Below are 22,251 nucleotides of genomic sequence, written 5' to 3' on the forward strand. Positions count from 1 at the left end.
ATAATAATACTATGAATAATCCAACTGCTAAAATTAAAAAGCTACCAACGCAGCTATTAAAGACGTGGGGCGATGCCAATAATTCTAACGTTTGGGCGCATTGTGCTAGCGTAGGATTTTTTGGGTTTTTATCTATCTTTCCAGTAATGGCGGTATTTGTACTGCTTTACGGTCTTATTTTTTCGCCGGCTGAGATGCAAGAGCAGATCAATTTTTTGCGCCAATTTATACCGCCATCCGTTTATGATGTGCTTAACGCCCGCCTTAGTCAATTGGTCTCTAATACCAGCACACGCTTGACCTTCAGCCTTCTACTATCTAGTGTGTTAGCGCTTTATGCCGGCTCTAAAGGGATCAAGTCCTTAATCATTTTGATTAATCTTGCTTTTGGTATCACCCAAGAGCGCGGCTTTATACAAAAAACCATTCGAGCATTGGGTTTAACCTTTGCTGCATTAGTGGTGTTGATCGTAGCGATCTCCTCAATTGCGCTTATTCCACTGCTTGCGAACAACTTTCCTTTTCCACAAATCGCTAAGACTATCGCGCTTTGGAGCCGTTGGCCGGTATTGGCTATTATCATATTTGTCAGCCTATTGGGTCTCTATCGTCTCGCGCCGAATCGTGATGCTATAGCGCTCAAAAACCTAATGCCAGGGGCTGCTGTTGCTACGGTACTGTGGATGTTATTGTCGGTGCTTTTTTCGATCTATGTACAAAACTTTAATAACTATAGCGCCGAATTTGGAGCTTTATCAGCGGCGGTAGTTATTATGCTTTGGCTTTATTATTCAGCCTTTATTATCGCATTTGGCGCTATTTATAATTATGAGAGCATAGAAGACTCTAAACCTTATGCTATTCGTGTCTACCCATAACCAATGGATTGTGTAAAAACGATTATGGATCGAAGCGCGTTATGACACTTTAACGCGCTATGACACTTTTAAGGCATTCGACCTATATTAACCTTCATTTTCTTAGCTTTTATACTCATTTTTCACTTCTTACTCACTTGCTTTAGGAACGTTATATCATGGCTAACTCTCATAACGACGCTGATGATGTCAATACATTAGATCCGGTTCATGATAACAAACCCTCTGATAATGCTGAGGAACTAGAGAAAACGACGACGCCCTATCCACATAAAAAATCAGCAAACAAGGCTGCAAACATAAAAAAAGCTATGTTTGCAGTAATCCTATTGCTAGTTCTAGCGCTTATCGCTTATGGCCTATATAAAAGCAGTCAGTCAAGCGCACCTGAGAGTATTACGTTGCAAGGTCAGATGCAAATGAAGCAGACCTCTATCGCGGCCAAAGTACCTGGACGTATCGCCCAGATATTAGTCACCGAAGGCGATAAGGTCGAGGCCGGACAGCAGCTCATTGAGATGGACTCGCCAGAGATCAATGCCAAGGTCAACCAAGCACGAGCAGGTCTCGATGCCGCACAAAGCCAGTTAGATAAAGCAGAAAATGGCGCTCGCCCGCAAGAGATCGCGCAGGCAAAGGCCGCTTGGCAAGCCAATAAAGCCGCCTCAGACTTAGCCGCCAACACCTATGAGCGGGTCAACCGTCTTTATCAAGAAGGTCTAATGGCGCGGCAGAAGCGCGATGAAGCTTATGCTAAGTATCTCGCCACTCAAGATCAAACTGAAGCTGCGCGTTTGCAATACGATCTGGCGTTAGAAGGCGCGCGTAGTGAAGATAAGTCAGCCGCTAATGCGCAAGTGGCGCAGGTCGAAGCTAAGCTTGAAGAGGCGTTGGTCGCCAAAGAAGAAGCCAATCTAAAAAGCCCTATCGCTGGGGTGGTAGATAATGTCATCGTCAGTAATGGTGAGGTCATCGGTCAAGGCGTACCCATACTGACTTTAGTCAATACCGATGACCAATGGGTGGTCCTTAACGTAACCGAAGATCATCTGAATCGGTTCGCCATCGGGCAACAGTTTACCGGCACCATCCCGGCTTTATCTGCAGCCAATCGCCCTTATACAAAGACCTTTACTGTCTATGCTTCGTCTAGCTTATCGGATTTTGCCACTTGGCGACCGACTAATAATGATGACGGCTTTGATGTACGCACTTTTGAGATAAAGGCTCGGCCAAATACCGCTGATGCGCGCATTCGTTCAGGCATGAGTGTGTTAGTAGATATCGATCCGCAAACAACGACTGCAGCAAACCCTTCCCAAAACTAAGAGTCACGAATCATGCGTCTGATACAAGCGTTTGTACGCAGTGCTAGTTATGAGCGGCGGTTTTTACAAAAAAACCCTTGGGATCTGGCGATGATTTTGTGGATTCCTCTAGCGACGATTTTGTTAGTCTGGTGGATTTTTTCACAGACGCAAATCACTGATCTACCAATTGGCGTGATTGATGAAGATAATAGTCCTGTGGCTAATACCTTAACTCGCTATTTGGACGCGCATCCCAACCTTGAGGTTGCCAGTCTTTATAGCTCGGCCGCTCGCGCTGAAGCCGCCATCTTGCAACGCGATATCTACGGCGTCGTGGTGATTCCAGATGATTTTTCGACTAACATTTTAGCCAGCAAACCTGCGCCGGTACTACTACAAGTCAATGCGCAATACGGCACGCACTCTGGCATCATTCAGACGAGCGTCCAAGCCNNCGTTACCGCCACGCTATCGGCTGGCGTTGAGATTCAACGTTTAGTCAAGCAAGGCATGGCACCCTCTGAGGCTGCCATCAACTACTCGCCTATCAGTATTCAGCGTACTAGCCTATTTAATACCGTGACTAACTATCAGCAGTTTTTGGGCTCAACGGTGATTCCTGCGTTATTACACATCTTAGCGATGGTCGTTGGTGCCACTACTATCGGTCGCGAGCTACGCGATAAGCAGCTTGGTCGTTGGTATCGCTTTATTGATACTGGGCGTCCTAACTTAAGTACTGACAATTCTCCTGAAGCTCATACAATTGCTCAGGCTAATTTAGCGAATAAGGCAACTTATACTCCCACCACTAAACCTAGTCTGCTCGTGCTGTTTTTCGGTTTACTTGGTAAGTACTTTTGGCCGCTACTGGCGTACTGCTTATGGGCGGCACTCGCCTTATGGCTTGCGACCATGCGAGAGGATCTAAGCTTTGATTCTATAACGCTTACTTACCTAGCTTTTATCACTTTGATGTTCTTATCGTTTTGGCTGGGCGCTTTTTTTACTTTAACCTCGTTTTCTTTACGTATGGGCTTATCAGCGACGGGTTTTATCTCAGTGCCCTCTTACGCTTTTGCTGGGGTGACTTACCCTTATATCGCTATTACCGATAGCGCCAAACATTGGGCAGACGCTCTGCCCTTGACCCATTATCTACAGCTGCAGATTGCACAAATACAGATGCATGCTCCGGTAGCGATATCAGAACCGATCATCTACGGTCTACTGTTAGCGGTGCTTATATTAATGCTGCTTTCAGTAGTCTGTGCTAAGCGTGCTTTAGCGCATCCTGAGCGCTGGGGGGCCCGCTGATGACAAAACCATCTTTTGAGCAAAGTAAAAAAGCGCCTATAGATTCAGAAGCCTTAAAGAAAGATGCTGCGTCAATCGCTGTTACTGTTGCTGATACGGAGATAGCCGATACTTTTTGGGCAAACTTTAAGCAGACCCTTGTCGATGTCTTTAAAGATCAAGGCGTGCTTTTGATGCTTATTATCGCACCAATTATTTATGGCTTTTTTTATCCTTGGCCTTACTCTTCAGAAGTCGTCAATAACGTCCCTGTCGGCATTGTTGATTATGATCGTAGCGATTTATCTCGTACGATCAGCCGCTATGCTAGTGCTAGCCCGCAGTTGAACACCGTAAACTTCGTAGATGAGCAGCAAGCTAAAGAAGCCATCTGGAGCGATGAGATAGCAGGATTTATGATTATCCCAGCCGGACTTGAACAGCAAGTGATGGCGGGTAAAGCGGCTAGTGTTAGCGTACTGGGTAACGGCGGTTATTTTTTATTAAATAAAAACGTGCAAACTGGGTTTTTGCAAGCGGTCAGCACCGTCTCAGCAGGAATTGAGGTGAAAAAAAGCGTAGCACAAGGGGCATATATGCCGACTGCCGCGCAAAACACTCAAGCGGTACCGTTACAGATTGCGCCTTTATATAATCAGACCGAAGGCTACGGCGCCTACGTGGTGCCAGCGGTGTCTATTATTATATTGCAGCAGACCTTACTGATAGCGGCCGCGATGCTCGTAGGTACTTGGTTTGAGATGCGTCGCCATACTACTAGTATTGCTGGCTGGCTAGGACGTATTGCAGCCCTTAGTACGTTGAGCTTTGTGGTTGGCTGCTTTTACTACGGCTGGGCGTTTGAGCTGCATAACTACCCGCGCGGCAAAAACATGCTCGGTAGTCTACTATTTTTGCTGATATATTGTCCGACGGTCGCGACGCTTGGCTGCGTGTTTGGCTTATGGCTGCGTCAACGCGAGCGCAGTATGCAGATTTTGATTTTCAGCTCATTACCGGTGTTTTTTATGAGCGGTTACCCGTGGCCGGCCAATCAGCTACCAGAGGTTTTGCAAATCGTGCGCTGGCTTGTGCCAACGACCCCTGCTATCAATACTTCGGTACAGCTTAACCAAATGGGCGCTAGCATCGCGCAAGTAGCGACTGGTTTTTATGCTTTGCTTGGCTTATGGGTCTTTTATTTTATAGTCTTATTACTGCTTCGGCGGCGATTGGCACAAAAAGATAGTGCGGTTTATAAGATATAGTCCGCTTCAATTAAAACGATGCAAAAAAAGCGCCTGCAAAATAGACAGACGCTTTTTTACTTTCAATAGCTAATTGTCATTCAATATTTAAAACACGCGATTAAGACCATTGAGCGCCGCCACGCGATAAGCTTCTGCCATCGTTGGGTAGTTAAAGGTGGTATTCACAAAATACTCAAGCGTAGCATGACATTTCATTACCGCCTGCCCAATATGAATAATCTCTGAGGCGTGATTGCCGTAGCAATGAATCCCTAATATCTCCAACGTCTCACGGTGGAATAAGATCTTAAGAACGCCGGTACGCTCACCAATGATTTGCGCGCGCGCCAGATGCTTAAAGAAGGCTTGACCGACTTCATAAGGCACTCGCTCATCAGTGAGCTCCTGCTCAGTCTTACCGATACTCGATATCTCAGGAATTGTATAAATTCCTGTTGGCACGCTTGAGACGGGTTCGGCATCGCTATCACCAACCATAAAGGCGGCTGCACAGCGCCCCTGGTCATAAGCGGCCGAGGCTAGCGAAGGCCAACCTATCACGTCGCCAGCAGCATAAATGTTATCCACTTCGGTACGATAATGATCATCAACTTTGAGCTGACCGCGGCTATTGGCTTCTAGACCGATTGCCTCTACATTAAGACCTTCGGTATTACCAGAGCGCCCGTTTGACCAAAGAATAGCATCAGACTTGATTTTTTTACCACTCTTTAGATGAAGAACGACATGATCGTCATGCGTCTCTAGATGATCGATCTCTTCATTGTTACGAATGAGCACGCCAAACTGTCTAAAGTCATGCGCTAGCGCATCACTAATCTCACTATCGAGATAGTTCAGTAGCTTGTCTTGGTTATTAATCAAGTCGACTTTATATCCAAGTCCCGTAAAGATAGAGGCATACTCACAGCCAATAACCCCCGCGCCGTAGATGATGATCTTTCTGACCACATAATCCATCTGTAGAATTTTATCAGAGTCAAAAACGCGCGGATGATCGAAGTCTAAGATCTCAGGTCGATAAGGACGACTGCCTACGGTGATAATGGCTTTATTAAAGGTGACGGTTTCAAAGATGTTTTCATCAGTTTCAACCTTTAAGGTGTGCTTATCGACGAAACTTGCCCAGCCTTGAATGACGTCGATCTGATTACGCTCATAAAAACGCTTGTGCGTACTGACTTGGTCGCGTATCACGCGGCGCGCGTTGGCTAGTACTTTATTGAGCGGTACGCGCTCATACTCTAGCGCTTTGGTAAACATAGGATCGCGGCGAAAGTTAATGAGGTTAAAAACCGATTGACGCAGTGCCTTACTCGGAATGGTGCCGACGTGCGTCGAGTTGCCGCCAACTTGCTCCCGCGGGTCAATAACCGCGACCTTTTTGCCAGATTTTGTTAGCTTCATTGCCGCCGCCTCGCCAGCAGGACCCGCCCCTAAGACCACAGCATCATATTCAAATTCATGCTTATCGCTTTTGATACGCTGTGAGTCTTTGGTAAATTCTGATTTGATATCGATACGCGTATCATCTAGCGGATTGACCAAGTCCGGATGATGCATGATGTCATCATTCACTTGATCATGTGTTTGTTCGATTTTTTCTTTTTTACTGGCGTCTGTGGTTTTCTCAGGCGCTGTATTTGGCGCGCTGCCGCTATCTTTATTTGAGACTTCGGTGCTAGTATCTAAACCGGTGTCATTGGTGTCATCACCTTTATTCTTGCTGGCCATCGTAACCTCTTTATTAGTTTATGTGGTTTTTAATATTTATACTTTATCTTATGACTTTTGAGGATGCCCACCGTACTCGATGAGTCCTAATTTTGCAATGTCCTTAATGAGCAATATCTCTTATTAGTATAGTCAGGCTTGGATTACGGAACTCATACTATTGACTCATAGATATGCCTTTTGCTAACCAATGCGACGCTTGAGACCTGTCATTTGCAGTATGCGAGTCGCAATCTCTTCAACAGACATCTCAGAGACATCCAAGTTCGGGATACCTTGAGAGATATAAATGCCTTGTATCGCGCGCTGCTCTTGCTGCACTTGTTGATAGCTAGAATACCGGCTACCGGCGCGGCGCTCTTGGCGAATTTTTACTAGCCTATCGGTATTAATCACTAGCCCAAACAGCTTGTCCTTATGCTCGCGCAAGGATTTTGGTAATTGATTGTCGTACAAATCATCTTCAGTCAGCGGATAGTTGGCCGCCCGAATGCCGAATTGTAAGGCTAAATAAAGCGACGTTGGCGTTTTTCCTGAGCGCGAAACTCCAATAAGAATAATATCCGCCATATTATAGTGACGGGTACGCGCGCCATCATCATTATCCAAGGCAAAGTGCACCGCATCGATACGCTCTTTGTAAGTCTCAGAATCAACATTATCATGCGCGTGGCCTGAGTGACCATCCGGCTCAACACCCATCTCTTCAGCGATACGGCCAATCAAACCCTCGTACATATCTAGATTACAGCTTTTGGCAGAATTCACTGTTTCGCGAATCTCAGGGCTGACGATAGTATCGAACACCAGCGGTAATAAGCCGTCGCGCTGATACGCCATATTGATCCGGGCCACCGCATCCTCAGCACGCTCGATACTATCGACATAAGGCAAAACATGTGTTTCAAAAGGCACAGAAGCAAACTGACTTAGAATCGAGCGCCCCAAAGTTTCAGCGGTAATCGCCGTACCATCAGAGATAAAAAATGCACTTCTAATCGCTTGTGAGTTATCTAAGCTCATAGCATGCCGGTTCTGAATAGTTGGTTTATCTGGTTCAGAGGGATTATTGAAATACATAACGGACAACCTTAAAGCTCTATGAAGTGTTTGTTAATGAGAAGCAACTATTTTTTAGCCACTCTATCTAATCGCTCTATTTTCTGATGGTGACTGGTGGCTTGCTAAACCTAAGTGAGTTATTTGATAGTAATGCCTTACATTATACTCATAATAGCGCCTGAATAGGAATCGATGTTGAGGGCAAAATGTACCAGTGCCTTTAAAGTAGAAACTATCCACTACTCTGTTTTGTCTTAGCGATTTACTTTGCTATTTTTATTGTGATTTGCTATTAAGTTTTAGCAATATTCTCACTACATGTAGGTTACTGATAATACATCTCGTTGCTATTACAGTAGCCGCTGAGCTACAAAGACGTAAAAAACTCTAAATTTTGTATCTTTTTTCAAAGTTTTTACCTTATCCTCTCGAAATTCGCAAAATATAGGCGTATAATCCACCTTTATAATCCTTACTAAATAACCTTATTTTTTGGAGTTATCATGGCAGCGCAATCTACAGCACTTGTAATCAATCTTGATCAGTTAGGAAAAGACGATATTGAGATGGTCGGTGGTAAGAACGCCTCTCTTGGCGAGATGATTAGCCACTTATCAGATTTAGGTGTTAGCGTTCCTGGCGGCTTTGCCACCACCTCAAATGCTTTTAACCGTTTTTTGAACGAAACAGGTCTGCTTGACAAGATCAACAGCGAGCTGAAAACCTTAGACATTAATGACGTCAATAAGCTTGCTGCTACGGGTAAAAAAATCCGTAATTGGATTGTCGAACAAGAGCTGCCAGCAGATCTTGAAGCTGAGGTGCGTAAATCGTTTGAAGTGATGAGTGGCGGCGAAGACATCGCGGTTGCGGTTCGCTCTTCTGCGACTGCTGAAGATTTGCCAGATGCTTCATTTGCCGGTCAACAAGAGACTTACCTAAATATTCGCGGTATTGATAACGTTCTTATCGCTATTAAAGAAGTGTTTGCCTCACTATACAACGATCGCGCGATCTCTTATCGTGTACACAAAGGCTTTGAGCACGAAGGCGTCGCTTTATCTGCAGCCGTTCAGCGTATGGTGCGCTCAGAGACAGGTGCAGCGGGCGTGATGTTCACTCTAGATACCGAAAGCGGTTTTGATCAAGTGGTGTTTATCACTTCAAGCTATGGCCTCGGTGAGATGGTCGTACAAGGCGCGGTCAACCCTGACGAGTTCTATTTATCTAAGCGTCTACTTAACGATGGCAAACCCTCTGTCATCCGCCGCAACTTAGGTAGCAAGCACAAAAAGATGATTTATGGTGATGAAGGTAGCACCGCTAAATCAGTCAGAGTCGTTGATGTAGAAAAAGAAGAGCGTATGCAGTTCTCTTTATCTACTGAAGAGCTGACCTCTCTTGCCAAGCAAGCGATGACTATTGAGCAGCACTATGGTCAAGCGATGGATATCGAATGGGCTAAAGATGGCGATAGCGGCCAGATCTTTATTGTGCAAGCGCGTCCTGAAACGGTCAAGAGCCGTCAAGATAGCAACGTCATGGAGCGTTACGTCATCAATACTGGTGATGCCAAAGTATTATGTGAAGGTCGCTCAATCGGACAGCGTATCGGCGCCGGTAAAGTCCGCGTTGTCAGTAACCTAAACGAGATGGATAAAGTCGAAGACGGCGATATCTTAGTCTCTGATATGACCGATCCTGATTGGGAGCCGGTCATGAAGCGCGCTTCTGCTATTATTACTAACCGTGGTGGCCGTACTTGTCATGCCGCTATCATTGCGCGTGAGCTTGGCGTACCCGCTATCGTTGGTTGTGGTAACGCCACCGAGCTATTGGTTGATGGTCAAGAAGTGACTGCCTCTTGTGCTGAAGGCGACACCGGCTTTATCTATGAAGGTCAGCTTGATTTTGATATCCAAACCAACTCGATTGAGTCTATGCCAGAGCTGGCGTTCAAGGTTATGATGAACGTTGGTAACCCTGATCGCGCCTTCTCCTTTACCCAAATGCCTAACGAAGGTATCGGTCTTGCGCGTTTAGAGTTCATCATCAACCGTATGATTGGCGTGCATCCAAAAGCACTACTTAACATGAACAGCCTGCCACGTGAGATCTCACAAGCGATCAATGAGCGTATTTCAGGCTATGCTTCACCTGTTGATTTTTATGTCGATAAGCTGGTTGAGGGTATCTCAACGCTAGCCGTTGCCTTTATGGATCAACCGGTTATCGTACGGATGTCAGATTTTAAATCGAACGAATATGCCAATCTTTTAGGTGGTAAATTGTACGAGCCATCAGAAGAGAACCCAATGCTTGGTTTCCGCGGCGCGAGCCGTTATGTCTCTGACAACTTCCGTGACTGCTTCGAGCTTGAGTGTAAAGCGCTCAAACGCGTACGTGACGAGATGGGTCTGACCAACGTCGAGATTATGATTCCTTTCGTGCGTACTGTTGATGAAGCGGCGCAAGTCATTGAGCTATTAGAGAAAAATGGCCTAAAGCGCGGCGAGAACGGTCTACGTGTCATTATGATGTGCGAGCTGCCGACCAACGCCTTACTAGCAGACGAGTTCTTAGAGCATTTTGATGGCTTCTCTATCGGTTCAAACGATTTGACTCAGTTGACGCTAGGTCTAGATCGCGACTCAGGTATCGTCTCACATCTATTTGATGAGCGTGACCCTGCAGTTAAGAAGCTATTGTCTATGGCTATCGAAGCTTGTAACAAAGCTGGCAAGTATATCGGTATTTGTGGTCAAGGCCCATCAGACCATCCAGATCTAGCATTTTGGCTAATGGAACAAGGTATCAGCTCGGTATCATTGAACCCTGATTCAGTACTTGATACTTGGTTCTTCCTAGCTGGTGAAGAGGCTAAATAGTTACCTAGGAGATATGAGCTTTAGGTAGTGTTAAGCATAATGCAGCTGCTATTAAAGATCGTAACTAGTCACTATTATTAGGGTTTGCTTGCTATTCATCATTAGTTTTGATGAAATAGCGAGCAAACCCTAAGCTGTATTTACCCTATAGTGAAATACTAACCTTGTTATAAGTCACTTTGACCCAATAAATTCATTTATAAAAGCAAAAACTTATCATCAGCGAATTAAGATATCACTCATTATGCAAATTTTTCTTGCTCGAAATAATGTCCAAGCAGGCCCTTATACTCTAGATCAGCTCAATATCATGCTTACCTCAGGTGAGGTGGTGCTTGATGATTTGATGTGGCACGAAGGCTTAGCGAACTGGCAACGGCTCGGTGACTTGACAGCCAATCAACCTTACTATCGCCCGACCATGAATAATACAACCGTTAATGGTAGTGATGATGACTCTATTATCAGTAACGTCACTGTCTTTCCAGAAGACTCTGATGACACTAATACTAGCGCCAATCAAGACGGTTTGAACGGTAAAAAACTTTCTTTGGATAGACTCTATGGTAAGCCTGAGCGCTCAGCGACAGATGGTAAAAAGTCTAAAGTAGATATGACCACTAATCGCGACCATTCACCAAGCAATAATATCTCGCTTAATAAGTCTGGCAGCGCTAGAGTAGCAAGCGCCAATGATGTCGTTATCGGAGATGTAATCTTAGCGCCTGTCATGTCGCGGATACTAGCCACTGCGGTCAATGGTTTGCTCTATATATTAGCCATCTTTCCACTAGTATTGGCCCTAACCAAAATGGATATCGATTATACTAAATTTCAAGATATTCAAAATATGGACGCCGCTTATCAGTACTCAATGACCTTAATAGAGAGCATCCCTAGTGGTACTTTGATGATGTCACAAGTTATGGTATTTGGCTTATTTGCCCTGCAGCTCTTATTTATTATTCTGCGTGGCCAGTCTTTGGGTAAACTGATTACGGGTATTCGCGTAGTGGATCAAACCACGCATAGAATACCGTCCTTTTTTAAACTGATAGTGATGCGCACGTTGCTGCTACTTATTGTCTATAATCTACTGTTTTCATTTACGAGTTTTTTAGGTTTTATAGTGATTGCCGTTCATTATTACATGGCCTCAAAAAGTCCCGAGAATATCGGTTGGCACGACAAACTCGCTAAAACTTTAGTGGTTAAAGCAGATAGCAAACAGCTGGTTAAACAGCCTAAAGTGAAATAACTATAGTAAACTCACGTCTCCTAATTAAAATATTTCAAAAAGTAGCGCTTAGTCGCTACTTTTTTTATGGCTAGCCTTATCGTTTGTAAATAATAAGCGCTACAATTAACTCCTTTTATCCGCATTAACCTTTGTGTTAACGCTTGAGTACTGTTATAATACTGCGCTTTATATCCTAAGCTTATCGCTCTGTGTAATAATAGCTGAGACTAAGTTTACCTTATAAATCTCCTTGCTACCTGCATAGGGCCGGTAGCTACTAATCCGTAAGGAGTCCAAATGCGACATTACGAAGTGGTGTTAATTGTACACCCAGACCAAAGCGACCAAGTTGTCGGCATGGTTGAACGCTATATCAAGTTGGTTCAAGACAACAATGGTATCATCCATCGTCTAGAAGATTGGGGCCGTCGTCAACTGGCTTATCCAATCAACAAGATTCATAAAGCTCATTATGTGTTATTCAACATCGAAACTGACGGTGAGACTCTAGAAGAGTTAGAAGAGTTATTCCGTTATAACGATGCCATCATCCGTAGCTTAGTCATGCGCCGTGATGAAGCAATCACTGAAGAGTCACAGCTAGCTAAAAACGCCGATGAAAAACGCGCACGTAAAGCTACGCCACGTCGTTCAGACAACAATGACAACAACAGTGAAGACTAATTAAAGGAGAATACTTATGGCACGTTTCTATCGCCGTCGCAAATTCTGCCGTTTCACTGCTGAAGGCATCACTCACATCGATTATAAAGATGTTGAACTGCTAAAACAGTACATCAGTGACAATGGTAAAATTGTACCAAGTCGTATTACTGGTACGTCTACTAAATATCAGCGCCAACTAGCCACTGCTATCAAGCAAGCTCGTTACTTGTCGCTACTTCCGTACACTGACAACCATCAGGGTTAACCGTTAACTAGGAGTGACTCATGCAAATTATTTTGTTACAGCGTATCGTCAACCTTGGTAAACTCGGTGAAACTGTCGATGTAAAACCAGGTTACGGACGTAACTATCTTATCCCTCAGGGCAAAGCGCTTCCTGCTACTAAAGCGAATATCGAAAAGTTCGAAGCTCGCCGCGCTGAGCTTGAAGCTGAAGAAGCTGCCGAGATCGCTACTGCACAGACTCGTGCTGATGCGTTAACTGACGTTAATGTTATCATGCGTGCGAAATCTGGTGACGAAGGCAAGCTATTCGGTTCTATCGGTACTCGTGATATCGCTGAAGCTCTAACTAACTCAGGTCTAGAAGTAGACCGTTCTGAGATTAAGCTTCCGGAAGGTACACTACGTCAGATTGGCGAATACAATGTTGATATTCAGCTACATCACGACGTTACTGCTAGCATCTTGGTAACTATCTTGTCTGAAGACAATGATGACGAAGACCAAGACGTTGAAGAAGAAGCCGTTGATCAAAACGAAGAGACTTCTGAAGAGTAAGATTTATATTCTCTAATCGAAGTCAAAAAGAAGCCAGTGACATAAAGTCACTGGCTTCTTTTATGGCTATAGAAATTGACTAGACTTCAACAAAACACTATAAATATCATGCCCTTAGTTTCATACACTACCGCTCGGCATACTCATTCAACCGCTCAGCACCTTCTCCATGTTCTTTTATCATGAATTTTACTATCATAAGCGTGCTTCGTTTTAATTGGTAGGAGAACAAACATGATTAAGACTGGTGATAAATTAGTATGTACGAGTGGCAATGCTTTTTATGCAGAAGGACACGTCTATACTGTAGGCGACTTTATCAACGACAAGTTTTTTGAGTTGCCAACTGGCTGTAACGATGAATACTGGTACGCTAAAAGAGACAGCTCTGGTATCTCTATTCATTTTGATATTATGACAACCAAAGTCAGAGATGCTCATTTTGATAAATTAAATAACCAAATTTACGCTTAGAAGAGACTTCTATAGTAGGTAGATAATTCTTAGTTTTGCCTAAACCCGCTTTGATATTTAATCGTTTTAAAACTACTTAGTCGCTTTAAAACATAGTAGCTGTAGTACTTGATACTAGCGTCCTAGTATTGATACCTTGTATTTGTAGTAAATAACATGTACATCACACCTAAATACTATAAAGAATAAGGGGCTGTAGTAGATAAGGATTAAATATCACACCATTTTTTCAGCGTTTTCAGCTGATTAGATGGTGAGCCATAGTTAAATCTAAACTCACACTCTTTTAAAAATAAATGGAAATGCTTCTTATCAATTCCATTATATTTTCTGAGCGTTCGTTTAGACTGATTCCAAAAGTTCTCAATGCCGTTGATGTGATTGTTTTTACCACAAGTAAACTCTTTAGAATGATTGACTCTGAAATGTTTAAACTCACTCACATCTAATGCATTATAACTTCGATAGCTATCCGTATAAACAAAGCTGTCAGGCTTGATTTTACGCTTGATGACAGGCATTAGGGTAGTCTGTTTGGTGTCTGCTACGACAATGGTATAAACCTTACCGTTTCGTTTTAGAATCCCAAATACAGCGGTTTTACCAGCAGCCCCGCGACCTCTTTTGCCTTTGCGTACACCGCCAAAGTAACTTTCATCTAATTCGACCTCACCATCAAAAAGCTCATCAGCTTCTAACGAGAGATGATAGTCTATCACAAGTCTTATTTTATGATAAAAAAGTGCAGCAGTATTAGGCTGAATATCAAGCAAATCTGCGGCTGTTCTAGCAGTAACTTCAGCTGTGAAAAACTCTAACAGCCTTCGCTGTACTTTTTTACTGAGTTTACAATGGGTTATCTTCATAAAAGTAGTCTAGCATAGTGCTTATCTACTACAGCCCCAAGATTAATGTTTTTACCACAAGATTAAAGGCATCTTGATAAGTGCAATTATCCTGATGAAATATGAATGTTATGCTGTCCTTTACTGATATGAATTGCTTGTCTAATTGTTCTTTTATATTGTCAAAATATCCCACATCACACCCCTACACCCTTAAAAATAGGTGCAAGGCAGTGACAGCATAAGGGTGTGTAAATAGCTGTCGTTCGGGTAATTAGTCCTAGCCTTGCATAGTTGGTGCTAAGCCATGCCCTCATTATTGACAGCATTGGCAAGTGTGTCAGTAATCCATTGATTAAGGCTCATACCGTGGCTAGTAGCAATAGTCGTTACTTGCTCGTGTAGCTCACTTGGCATACGGGTCATAAACTTACCTGAAAAGCTTTTATAAGGCTCAATGCCGTTTTCTTGGCAAACGTCTAAAAAAGTTTGTAATGACTGTTCACCTTCATTCTGTAAGGCTGTGATACTGTCAGCATAGAAGTCAGCCCCACCATTTAACCCTACAAATTCTCCACGCAATAAACCTAGTTCAGGGTCATATTGAATAATGGCTTTATGGTCATTAATCATCATAATGTTTTGCATGATTATTCCTCACTGTCATTAGTTACGGGGGCACTATCTTTGGCTTCATTAATAGGACTATATCCTAAGCTATCTAACCACTTGCGAACGCTAGCTACTGCGCCTTTATCGGTTGTTGGCTGGGGGTGTGGTCGATGATAGACCTGTACTTCACCATCTAACACTACCGCTATTCTTGATCCTGCCCTTTCGCTAATATCTGCCCCTAGTGCTGTAAATAGGGCTTCAATGTCTGCCCATTTTATATTTGCTGATATAGGCTTAGTAAAGATAATATTAAGTGTCTTTAGGTGCTTACGTTGCATGGTATATCCCTAGCTCTACGGTCATTATAGTATCATATAGTGATACTAACAATGTTTATTTAGTATTGCTAAGTCTTAACCTAGCTTTTGTGCTGATTGTTTAAAGTTACCGTGTATGACGTTATCAATCTTGCCAGCATAAGCATCATCAATGAAGTTTGCCCACTCAATCATCATATCCGTTCTATACTTTAAATGCTGCGCCCCGTTATAGGCTGCACTTATCTTGTTTTCTCTATCGTGTGCCAATTGCAGCTCTATAGCTTCGTGCATGTATTCCTGTTCGTGTAGCGTGGTACTGGCTAAACCCCTAAAGCCGTGCCCTGTCATCTTGCCCTTATAACCCATATTCCATAGGGCATTGATAAACGCGCTTTGACTGTATGGCTTGCGTGTTGAGGTATTAAAGAAAACGTACTGATCCGAAAAGCCTAGCGCCTTGATCTGCTCCAGTATCGCTATGGCTTGCGGTGCTAGTGGTACGATATGCAAGCGCCCTGCTTTCATCTTATCAGCTGGTATAGTCCATAAGCCGCGCTCAAAATCTATATCTTGCCATTCCATGAAGCGGATCTCATTGGTGCGTACAAACGTATAGCATAAGAACCATAACCCTAGCTTTACCAGTGCATCACCACCATAAGCATCTATGTCTTTTAGTAGCTTAGGTAGTTGCTGGCTAGTGATACGGTGGTGATTGGTCGTTTTGTGTGGTTTGATTGCTTCGGCTAGGTCGGTGGCTGGGTTATGTGTGGCTAGTCCATTGCGTATGGCATGTTTGAATATCTGCCCTACTTCTCTAATGGTACGCCTTGCCATCTCACTAGCGCCGCGGCTCTCTACTGCTTTACCAATAGCCAATATGTCAGGCGCGGTTATGTCGTTTATATCTTTATGACCAATGGAGGGCTTTACATCGCGCATATAGGCGGAATAGTTACGGCTAAAGGTGCTTTCGGCTAGGTAGGTTTTGCGCTCGCTATACCATGACTGGGCTATGTTATCGAAAATATTAGAACCGCTTTGGCTGGCTTGCTGCTCTTTTTTATGATCTTTAGGGTTCACACCGTCTTTTATTAAGCGTTTGATCTCAATATTGCGCTGCCTTGCATCTTGCAAGCTCATGACTGGATAAGTGCCAATAGTTAAGGTTTGCTGTTTACCTTGCCAGCGGTAGGCGCTAATCCATGACTTAACGCCCGTATATCTAACCCATAGTTGCAGCCCGTTACCGTCACTATGCTTGTCAGGTCGCTTGCTTAGGGTAGCTTTATCGCTAGGCTGTAGCTTATTGATAACCGTATGAGTCAAGGGCATTTGACTATCCTTTGTTGGTATTGAAAAGGTGTATAAACTCTAATACCAACAATAATACCAACATTCTATATAGGACGCCATACCCCTATAAGATACTCAAAACCCAAAAAACGCCCAAAATAAAGGGCTGACGGTCTATGACGGTCAGCCCTTTATCAGTGTTTGGTGGAGATGGCGGGAGTTGAACCCGCGTCCGCCAGCATTACGCTCATGACTCTACATGTTTAGTTTCTGTCTTTAGTTTTAGTCCGCACCGATCCGACAGTCAGGATGGATTGGACGAGTCTCTACTTTTGAACCCAAGCGATTGAGACAATCCCTTGTGGCGAACCTATATACGGACGCTTCAACTGGGCTAACCAACTATAGGTAATCGGCAGCGCAGTAAGCAGGGTTTAAGCTGCTAGAGCGTAAGTTTCGTCGTTTGCGACTATAACAATATATGTTTGATTTACGAGAGGACATACACTCTCGACATGCATCATTGAGTTTCATCACCAGCGTCGAAGCCAGAACATCCCCAATAAGACTGAGTATTTTAGACTAACTTTAGCTTTGACTCAACCTATAACCGTTAGTTATTACATTAATTTACAGGTTGGCTATTACGTTTAAAGCTTATCCATCTGTCTTAATTACTCTACTTACTATATAGGGTCAACTCACCTGATTTCAATAGCTAAGAGACCATTTATAAGGCAATATTTATAAGAAAAAGTTAAGCTAAAACCTTATTTAACCATTTACCGATATTCTGGATTTGCGGCATACAGACTTGATGCGCCATGGGATAAGTGTTGAATTCAACGTCATAGCCTTTATCTGTCAATAGCTGCTGGGCTTGCTGGCCTAATACTACTGGCACTACCGGATCTTGCACGCCGTGTTCAATGAGAATCGGTAAGTCTTTATTAATATCACTATAGCTTAGGCTATCATTGGTTGCCAAATAAGTAGACAAGGTCATAAGACCAGCTAAGCGCTGTGGATAGCTTAGCGCCACATGGTAGGCCACTGCCCCGCCCTGCGAGAACCCAGCGATGACAATATGCTCAGGTTTGACCCCGCGTTCAATCTCGCGCTGAATTAAATCGCGAATTTGCTGCGAGGATTTCTCGATTTGTGCTACGTCGATTTTGCGATCAAGACTCATCTCTAAAATATCGTACCAAGCCGGCATCACCATACCGCCATTAATAGTTACGGGTATCTGCGGCGCATGCGGAAAGATAAATCTTACCGCCATATCATTATCGAGACCCAACTGCGGCACGACTGGCTCAAAATCATGTCCGCTCGCGCCAAGACCGTGCAGCCAAATCACCGCGCGCTCAATGGGCTTATTCGCAGGATTATGCTCTACGGTGACCACATCCAAATAATTACTCATACAATTTCCTTATTTCAGTTCAGACAAATTATTATTACCTACAAAGCATCTTCAAGTCTTGTGATTCTTAGCAGAGTGATTATCCATAAGTTTTTCATACGCTTTGCTTGCTTGTCACATAGTCTTCTCAGCTATCTATGCTAGGATAGCTTTATTACAAAAATTATGCTTCTAACAATTATCTGTATTTATGATGCTAGCCTGCGACTTTTCAATGGCAAAGCTCATAAATACGGCAGCTGTCTTTTAGACACCCAAAAACAATTAAGATAAAACGCTATGACTCATATCCTCTTAGTAGAAGACGATCCGGCTATCGCTATGTCACTCAAAGTGACTTGTAAGCGTGAAGGCTGGCAAATCACTTGGCTTGACAATGCTAGTAGTGTATTGCCAGAGCTGCGTCGTTTGCATGACGCAGAGGTACAAGCGTTATCAGCGATTATTTTGGATGTGGGGCTACCAGACGGTGATGGCCTAAGCTTATGCCAACAGATTCGTCATGACTCTGAATTGGGTAGTTTAAAGGATATACCGATTATATTTTTGACCGCGCGTAGCGATGAGGTTGACCGTATCTTAGGGCTTGAGATGGGCGGTGATGACTATTGTGCTAAGCCTTTTAGCCCGCGAGAATTAGTGGCAAGATTGAAAGCGGTTTGGCGACGTGAGCAGTTATCTAGTCAGTATAAGGAGTCTGATAAGACTATAGATGATGCCGGTTTAGTCTCACAATCGCCGGTCAGCTATACTTATAGCTCAGGAGACTGGCACTATCAGCCGTTGAACTATTCGCTGACTTGGGATGGACAAAAGCTTGAGCTGAGCAATACTGAGCGCAAAATCTTATTGGCTTTATTGCAAGCGCCTAATCAAGTCTTTAGTCGTGAACAGCTGTTAAATGCGATCAGCGATTATCCTGATCACCGATTGGCAAGAACGATAGACAGCCATGTCAAATCTATCCGTAAGCAGCTGGCCAGCATTCATCCTGATATCGATGTCATCCATACCCATCGTGGTCTGGGCTATGGACTGTGTCCTGCCTAATGTCTACTTCCAAACACAAAAATAGTGCTGATACGCAGATCAATAGCGATGCCGATGCCAATAGCAATGCCAATAGCGATGTAAGTCAAAACAATTGGTATACTAAGCTGCATCCAATGGGTACGTCTCAGCAGCAAGCTCAGCCTAAACAGCCGCTAAATTTAAGTATATTTTTTCGGATTTGGTTAGCGGTGGCTTTGATCCTGATAGTCTCAGGCATTGTGGTATTTACGCAGCTATTTGAGCACGTCAAGCCTACCGCGCAGCAAGTCATTGAAGATACTTTGTTCGATACCAGTAAGATGATGGCTGCCAATCTCCAAGAACCTGTACAATCAGGGCAAATATCAAATACCGCCTATCAGCAACAGTTAGATAGCGCTTTTATCGCTCAACCCGCTAGCTTTAAAGATCACAGTATTAAAAGTAAAACGGCTAAAACCGCTTATAACCTAGATAATGAGCCTGAATATAAGCAAAAAACGGCGAGCAGCTTTCGGCTTTACGTTACCAATAGTCAAGGCATCGTTCTGTACGACTCCCTACCCGCATCTGATAATGCTGAAGGCGCAGACTATAGCCGCTGGAACGATGTGTATCTGACCCTTAGAGGCCAGTACGGCGCGCGCAGTACGCCTGACACTAACAGCACCCGCGGCAGCTCAATTATGTATGTCGCTCAGCCTATCAAGGATGATTTAGGTCACTTGATTGGCGTGGTCAGTGTCGGTAAACCGGTCGATAGCGTCTTACCCTATCTCAATAATACGCGCCAGCGTATGCTGATCACGACTCTACTTATTAGTATTGTTTCACTGATTTTGGCAGGACTTGTCGCTTGGTGGCTGCAGCAAAGTATCAGTCTTGTGACTCGCTATACTAGCGCGCTTGCCGAGGACACTAAAAAGCCATACTTTTATTTAGCTCATGAGCTCAACAGCTTGACCGACACTATCGAGTCGATGAAACATCGGTTAGAGAATAGAGCGTACGTTAGCGACTATGTACACACGCTGACTCATGAGCTAAAGAGTCCTCTGACCGCTATTCGCGCAAGCGGTGAGCTATTAGAAGATGACAATCTAGATCTAGACGATAGGCAGATGCTTAGCCAAGCGATTGGCGAGCAGAGTATCAAAATGCAGCAGCTCATTGATCGGCTGTTACTGCTGGCGAAAGTTGAGCAGCCCACTTTTAGATTAAACCGTCAAGCTATCTCGCTAACTCCTATCCTCACTAGCTTAATAAAAGACAGTAGCGTCAAGGTTCAGCAGCGTCATCTAACCCCTATCAAGCTTCTTATTGATCATAAGCAGATAAACCATATCGCCGCTGAGCAAGTTTACTCACCTGCTCTCTTAGCCAAGACTACCGTTGCAGCCGATCGCTTTTGGTTGGTGCAAGCGCTGCAAAACGTCCTTGATAATGCCATTTATTTCGCTAGCAATGAGGTGAGTATTGAGGTGACGACGGCACAAAACAGCGTCACGATTGATATCTTAAATGATGGCCAGCCACTCCCTGATTACGCTATTGCCAAAGCCTTTGATCGTTATTTTAGTCTATCGCATCAAAAACAATCGCCTCAAGCAAACGGTAATCATTTGAAAAAAGGTACGGGGCTTGGATTAACTTTAGTCAAGCAAGTCATTGAGCATCATGGCGGTAGCGTTAGTATCGATAACGTAGATGACTATATAAACCATACAGCAACTAAAACTCTTAGCAGTCCCTCTCAAGGTGTTTTGGTACGTATTATCTTACCTTTGGCTAACTAAGATTAATTCATTAAACATCCATCATCTCTGCACAGGGTTCATACCTCAATATTCTACGATAGCTCTATCGAAACTTGCTATCTAGACTTAAGGTTTGACTTCCTCCCCTCCCTAAACGGAGGGGATTCCTTCTACAAGACGGTCAAGCCCGACCGCAAGAATGTTTTTGGCCGCGTTAATATCGCGGTCATGAGTGACACCGCACTCGCATATCCATTCTCTTATTCCAAGATCTGCTCTACCTTTCGGACTGTTTTGGCGTGAGCCGCAACACGAACAAGTCTGGGTGGTGTAACTTTCATTAACTTCGATATAGTGACAACCTGCATACTTGCATTTATAATCCAGTTGTCGCTTCATCTCAAACCATCCTGCGTCATAGACAGACTTAGCTAGTTTGCTTGAAGTAAATGAGCTTGATTGAAGTTTACCGACCACTATCAAGGCGTTGTCCTTAATCAGACTGGTGGTAAACTTGTGAATTAAGTCTTGACGAGTGTTTTTTATCTTGGCGTGAATGGCTTTTACGCGCTTTTTATGGTTTGCTCTTTGAGCAATGGTAAGTTTTTTAGCCCATTTCTGGGTTTGCTTAATGGTTAGCTTGTCGCCTTGGCTGCTGGTAGCAGCATCCTTACACCCTAAATCAACACCAACCTTACCATCACCACCTTTAACCTTAGGAAAGTCTTTAACGGTGATACAGGCATACCAGTGGCCGCGATTGTCTTGCACTAGCTCCAGAGTATTGATGCTGTACAGGGCTAGATTATAGCTGTCCCATAGATCTATTGTGAGTTTTTTACCCTTAGCGAGGCTTAGTTGGATAGTGGACTTAAGGCTTTTCTTGCCTGATTGACGGGTTGCTAAGTGCTTAATGGCAGTCTTTTTAAACGGAATCCAGCCCAAGCTTCTTCTCTTGGCTTTTGGATTATTAGTACGCCAGTTGAGTTTGGCTTTTTTAAACTGTTTACGGGATTTAGCGTGAACCTCACTGATCGCTTGCAAGGTTTGACTGTGCAGATTTAGGTATTCACTAGCCCCTTTGGTGTACGTGGCCAAGTCATAGGCTGAAAAGAATTTGCCTGTGCGCTTAAGATGTTTAAAACTAAGCTCATTGACGTAATTCCAGACAAAGTTGACCGCACCAGCTAAGATATTGAGCTGCTTGGCATGTTTGTCTTTGGTGCGTAGTTTGAGCGTTTTCATAGAATGATTATGATCTCAATAAGCAGAGTTGACAAGGTAGATGTCATCTTAGGTGACAACGGTTGACGCCTTACATCCATGCCCTAGAAGGA

General features: G+C 43.8%; 20 protein-coding genes and 1 other RNA gene. 12 read left to right on the forward strand and 9 right to left on the reverse strand.

Features of this window, described 5'->3' with window-relative positions; genetic code table 11:
• The first annotated feature begins 11 nt into the window (after window positions 1-11).
• The 4 genes from W234_RS0105620 to W234_RS0105635 all read left to right on the forward strand — a co-directional run bounded on the left by W234_RS0105620 (window position 12) and on the right by W234_RS0105635 (window position 4,752).
• The gene (locus W234_RS0105620; protein WP_025645557.1) at window positions 12-878 is read left to right on the forward strand and encodes a YihY/virulence factor BrkB family protein; all 867 of its coding nucleotides are present in this window, start codon (window positions 12-14) and stop codon (window positions 876-878) included.
• Between the two features lie 158 nt (window positions 879-1,036).
• Window positions 1,037-2,206, forward strand: coding sequence for an HlyD family secretion protein (locus W234_RS0105625; RefSeq protein ID WP_025645559.1), 1,170 nt, complete (start codon window positions 1,037-1,039; stop codon window positions 2,204-2,206).
• A gap of 12 nt (window positions 2,207-2,218) precedes the next feature.
• Window positions 2,219-3,505, forward strand: coding sequence for an ABC transporter permease (locus W234_RS0105630; protein WP_051397439.1), 1,287 nt, complete (start codon window positions 2,219-2,221; stop codon window positions 3,503-3,505).
• Window positions 3,505-4,752, forward strand: a complete 1,248-nt coding sequence (locus W234_RS0105635; protein ID WP_025645563.1) for an ABC transporter permease — start codon at window positions 3,505-3,507, stop codon at window positions 4,750-4,752. The genes W234_RS0105630 and W234_RS0105635 overlap by 1 nt, the downstream gene beginning before the upstream one ends.
• A gap of 87 nt (window positions 4,753-4,839) precedes the next feature.
• Here W234_RS0105635 and sthA read toward each other — a convergent pair whose 3' ends face one another.
• A complete protein-coding gene (gene sthA, locus W234_RS0105640; RefSeq protein ID WP_025645566.1) occupies window positions 4,840-6,489 on the reverse strand; it encodes a Si-specific NAD(P)(+) transhydrogenase in 1,650 nt (549 codons plus the stop codon).
• Between the two features lie 183 nt (window positions 6,490-6,672).
• The gene (locus W234_RS0105645; RefSeq protein WP_025645571.1) at window positions 6,673-7,512 is read right to left on the reverse strand and encodes a pyruvate, water dikinase regulatory protein; all 840 of its coding nucleotides are present in this window, start codon (window positions 7,510-7,512) and stop codon (window positions 6,673-6,675) included.
• A gap of 542 nt (window positions 7,513-8,054) precedes the next feature.
• Here W234_RS0105645 and ppsA point away from each other — a divergent pair.
• From ppsA to W234_RS0105675, 6 genes are all read left to right on the forward strand, one after another.
• A complete protein-coding gene (gene ppsA, locus W234_RS0105650) occupies window positions 8,055-10,439 on the forward strand; it encodes a phosphoenolpyruvate synthase (RefSeq protein ID WP_025645573.1) in 2,385 nt (794 codons plus the stop codon).
• Between the two features lie 244 nt (window positions 10,440-10,683).
• Complete coding sequence (locus W234_RS0105655; protein ID WP_025645575.1) at window positions 10,684-11,697, forward strand: RDD family protein; 1,014 nt, start codon at window positions 10,684-10,686, stop codon at window positions 11,695-11,697.
• A gap of 279 nt (window positions 11,698-11,976) precedes the next feature.
• A complete protein-coding gene (rpsF, locus tag W234_RS0105660; RefSeq protein ID WP_025645577.1) occupies window positions 11,977-12,363 on the forward strand; it encodes a 30S ribosomal protein S6 in 387 nt (128 codons plus the stop codon).
• Window positions 12,364-12,379: 16 nt separating this feature from the next.
• Window positions 12,380-12,610: a 30S ribosomal protein S18 gene (gene rpsR, locus W234_RS0105665; RefSeq protein ID WP_010198808.1), complete on the forward strand. Its 231-nt coding sequence runs from the start codon at window positions 12,380-12,382 to the stop codon at window positions 12,608-12,610.
• A 20-nt stretch (window positions 12,611-12,630) separates the two neighbouring features.
• On the forward strand, window positions 12,631-13,146 hold the full coding sequence (rplI, locus tag W234_RS0105670) for a 50S ribosomal protein L9 (RefSeq protein ID WP_025645588.1): 516 nt from the start codon (window positions 12,631-12,633) through the stop codon (window positions 13,144-13,146).
• 234 nt (window positions 13,147-13,380) lie between these two features.
• Window positions 13,381-13,620: a hypothetical protein gene (locus W234_RS0105675; protein WP_025645590.1), complete on the forward strand. Its 240-nt coding sequence runs from the start codon at window positions 13,381-13,383 to the stop codon at window positions 13,618-13,620.
• A 209-nt stretch (window positions 13,621-13,829) separates the two neighbouring features.
• On the opposite strand, the gene W234_RS0105680 is transcribed toward W234_RS0105675, so the two are convergent.
• The 6 genes from W234_RS0105680 to W234_RS0105700 all read right to left on the reverse strand — a co-directional run bounded on the left by W234_RS0105680 (window position 13,830) and on the right by W234_RS0105700 (window position 18,125).
• Window positions 13,830-14,486: an IS1595 family transposase gene (locus tag W234_RS0105680; protein ID WP_025645592.1), complete on the reverse strand. Its 657-nt coding sequence runs from the start codon at window positions 14,484-14,486 to the stop codon at window positions 13,830-13,832.
• Between the two features lie 279 nt (window positions 14,487-14,765).
• Window positions 14,766-15,113 (reverse strand): type II toxin-antitoxin system HicB family antitoxin, encoded by a 348-nt coding sequence (locus W234_RS0105685; RefSeq protein ID WP_025645594.1) that lies wholly within the window; start codon window positions 15,111-15,113, stop codon window positions 14,766-14,768.
• Between the two features lie 2 nt (window positions 15,114-15,115).
• A complete protein-coding gene (locus tag W234_RS0105690; RefSeq protein ID WP_025645596.1) occupies window positions 15,116-15,418 on the reverse strand; it encodes a type II toxin-antitoxin system HicA family toxin in 303 nt (100 codons plus the stop codon).
• A 75-nt stretch (window positions 15,419-15,493) separates the two neighbouring features.
• Window positions 15,494-16,735, reverse strand: a complete 1,242-nt coding sequence (locus tag W234_RS0105695; protein WP_025645597.1) for a tyrosine-type recombinase/integrase — start codon at window positions 16,733-16,735, stop codon at window positions 15,494-15,496.
• Window positions 16,736-16,898: 163 nt separating this feature from the next.
• Window positions 16,899-17,257: a transfer-messenger RNA gene (ssrA, locus tag W234_RS14300) on the reverse strand.
• A gap of 196 nt (window positions 17,258-17,453) precedes the next feature.
• The gene (locus tag W234_RS0105700; protein ID WP_025645598.1) at window positions 17,454-18,125 is read right to left on the reverse strand and encodes an alpha/beta hydrolase; all 672 of its coding nucleotides are present in this window, start codon (window positions 18,123-18,125) and stop codon (window positions 17,454-17,456) included.
• 279 nt (window positions 18,126-18,404) lie between these two features.
• Between W234_RS0105700 and W234_RS0105705 the strand changes: the two genes are divergently transcribed.
• Entirely contained in the window at window positions 18,405-19,175 is a 771-nt protein-coding gene (locus W234_RS0105705) for a response regulator transcription factor (protein WP_025645599.1), read from the forward strand.
• Complete coding sequence (gene creC, locus W234_RS0105710) at window positions 19,175-20,953, forward strand: two-component system sensor histidine kinase CreC (RefSeq protein WP_025645600.1); 1,779 nt, start codon at window positions 19,175-19,177, stop codon at window positions 20,951-20,953. Before W234_RS0105705 ends, creC begins: the two co-directional genes overlap by 1 nt.
• 111 nt (window positions 20,954-21,064) lie before the next feature.
• On the opposite strand, the gene W234_RS0105715 is transcribed toward creC, so the two are convergent.
• On the reverse strand, window positions 21,065-22,159 hold the full coding sequence (locus W234_RS0105715; protein WP_025643888.1) for an RNA-guided endonuclease InsQ/TnpB family protein: 1,095 nt from the start codon (window positions 22,157-22,159) through the stop codon (window positions 21,065-21,067).
• Between the last annotated feature and the right edge of the window lie 92 nt (window positions 22,160-22,251).

It is taken from the genome of Psychrobacter sp. TB15, assembly GCF_000511655.1.
Lineage (GTDB): Bacteria > Pseudomonadota > Gammaproteobacteria > Pseudomonadales > Moraxellaceae > Psychrobacter > Psychrobacter submarinus.

What these genes read in the sequence shown, in the direction of transcription:
- W234_RS0105705 (WP_025645599.1), top strand. Translation starts at nt 18,405, where the DNA reads ATGACTCATATCCTCTTAGTAGAAGACGATCCGGCTATCGCTATGTCA.
- W234_RS0105655 (WP_025645575.1), top strand. Translation starts at nt 10,684, where the DNA reads ATGCAAATTTTTCTTGCTCGAAATAATGTCCAAGCAGGCCCTTATACT.
- W234_RS0105680 (WP_025645592.1), bottom strand. Translation starts at nt 14,486, where the DNA reads ATGAAGATAACCCATTGTAAACTCAGTAAAAAAGTACAGCGAAGGCTG.
- W234_RS0105695 (WP_025645597.1), bottom strand. Translation starts at nt 16,735, where the DNA reads ATGCCCTTGACTCATACGGTTATCAATAAGCTACAGCCTAGCGATAAA.
- W234_RS0105675 (WP_025645590.1), top strand. Translation starts at nt 13,381, where the DNA reads ATGATTAAGACTGGTGATAAATTAGTATGTACGAGTGGCAATGCTTTT.
- W234_RS0105635 (WP_025645563.1), top strand. Translation starts at nt 3,505, where the DNA reads ATGACAAAACCATCTTTTGAGCAAAGTAAAAAAGCGCCTATAGATTCA.
- rpsR (WP_010198808.1), top strand. Translation starts at nt 12,380, where the DNA reads ATGGCACGTTTCTATCGCCGTCGCAAATTCTGCCGTTTCACTGCTGAA.
- creC (WP_025645600.1), top strand. Translation starts at nt 19,175, where the DNA reads ATGTCTACTTCCAAACACAAAAATAGTGCTGATACGCAGATCAATAGC.
- W234_RS0105625 (WP_025645559.1), top strand. Translation starts at nt 1,037, where the DNA reads ATGGCTAACTCTCATAACGACGCTGATGATGTCAATACATTAGATCCG.
- W234_RS0105690 (WP_025645596.1), bottom strand. Translation starts at nt 15,418, where the DNA reads ATGCAACGTAAGCACCTAAAGACACTTAATATTATCTTTACTAAGCCT.
- rpsF (WP_025645577.1), top strand. Translation starts at nt 11,977, where the DNA reads ATGCGACATTACGAAGTGGTGTTAATTGTACACCCAGACCAAAGCGAC.
- W234_RS0105620 (WP_025645557.1), top strand. Translation starts at nt 12, where the DNA reads ATGAATAATCCAACTGCTAAAATTAAAAAGCTACCAACGCAGCTATTA.
- sthA (WP_025645566.1), bottom strand. Translation starts at nt 6,489, where the DNA reads ATGGCCAGCAAGAATAAAGGTGATGACACCAATGACACCGGTTTAGAT.
- W234_RS0105715 (WP_025643888.1), bottom strand. Translation starts at nt 22,159, where the DNA reads ATGAAAACGCTCAAACTACGCACCAAAGACAAACATGCCAAGCAGCTC.
- ppsA (WP_025645573.1), top strand. Translation starts at nt 8,055, where the DNA reads ATGGCAGCGCAATCTACAGCACTTGTAATCAATCTTGATCAGTTAGGA.
- W234_RS0105645 (WP_025645571.1), bottom strand. Translation starts at nt 7,512, where the DNA reads ATGAGCTTAGATAACTCACAAGCGATTAGAAGTGCATTTTTTATCTCT.
- W234_RS0105700 (WP_025645598.1), bottom strand. Translation starts at nt 18,125, where the DNA reads ATGAGTAATTATTTGGATGTGGTCACCGTAGAGCATAATCCTGCGAAT.
- W234_RS0105685 (WP_025645594.1), bottom strand. Translation starts at nt 15,113, where the DNA reads ATGCAAAACATTATGATGATTAATGACCATAAAGCCATTATTCAATAT.
- rplI (WP_025645588.1), top strand. Translation starts at nt 12,631, where the DNA reads ATGCAAATTATTTTGTTACAGCGTATCGTCAACCTTGGTAAACTCGGT.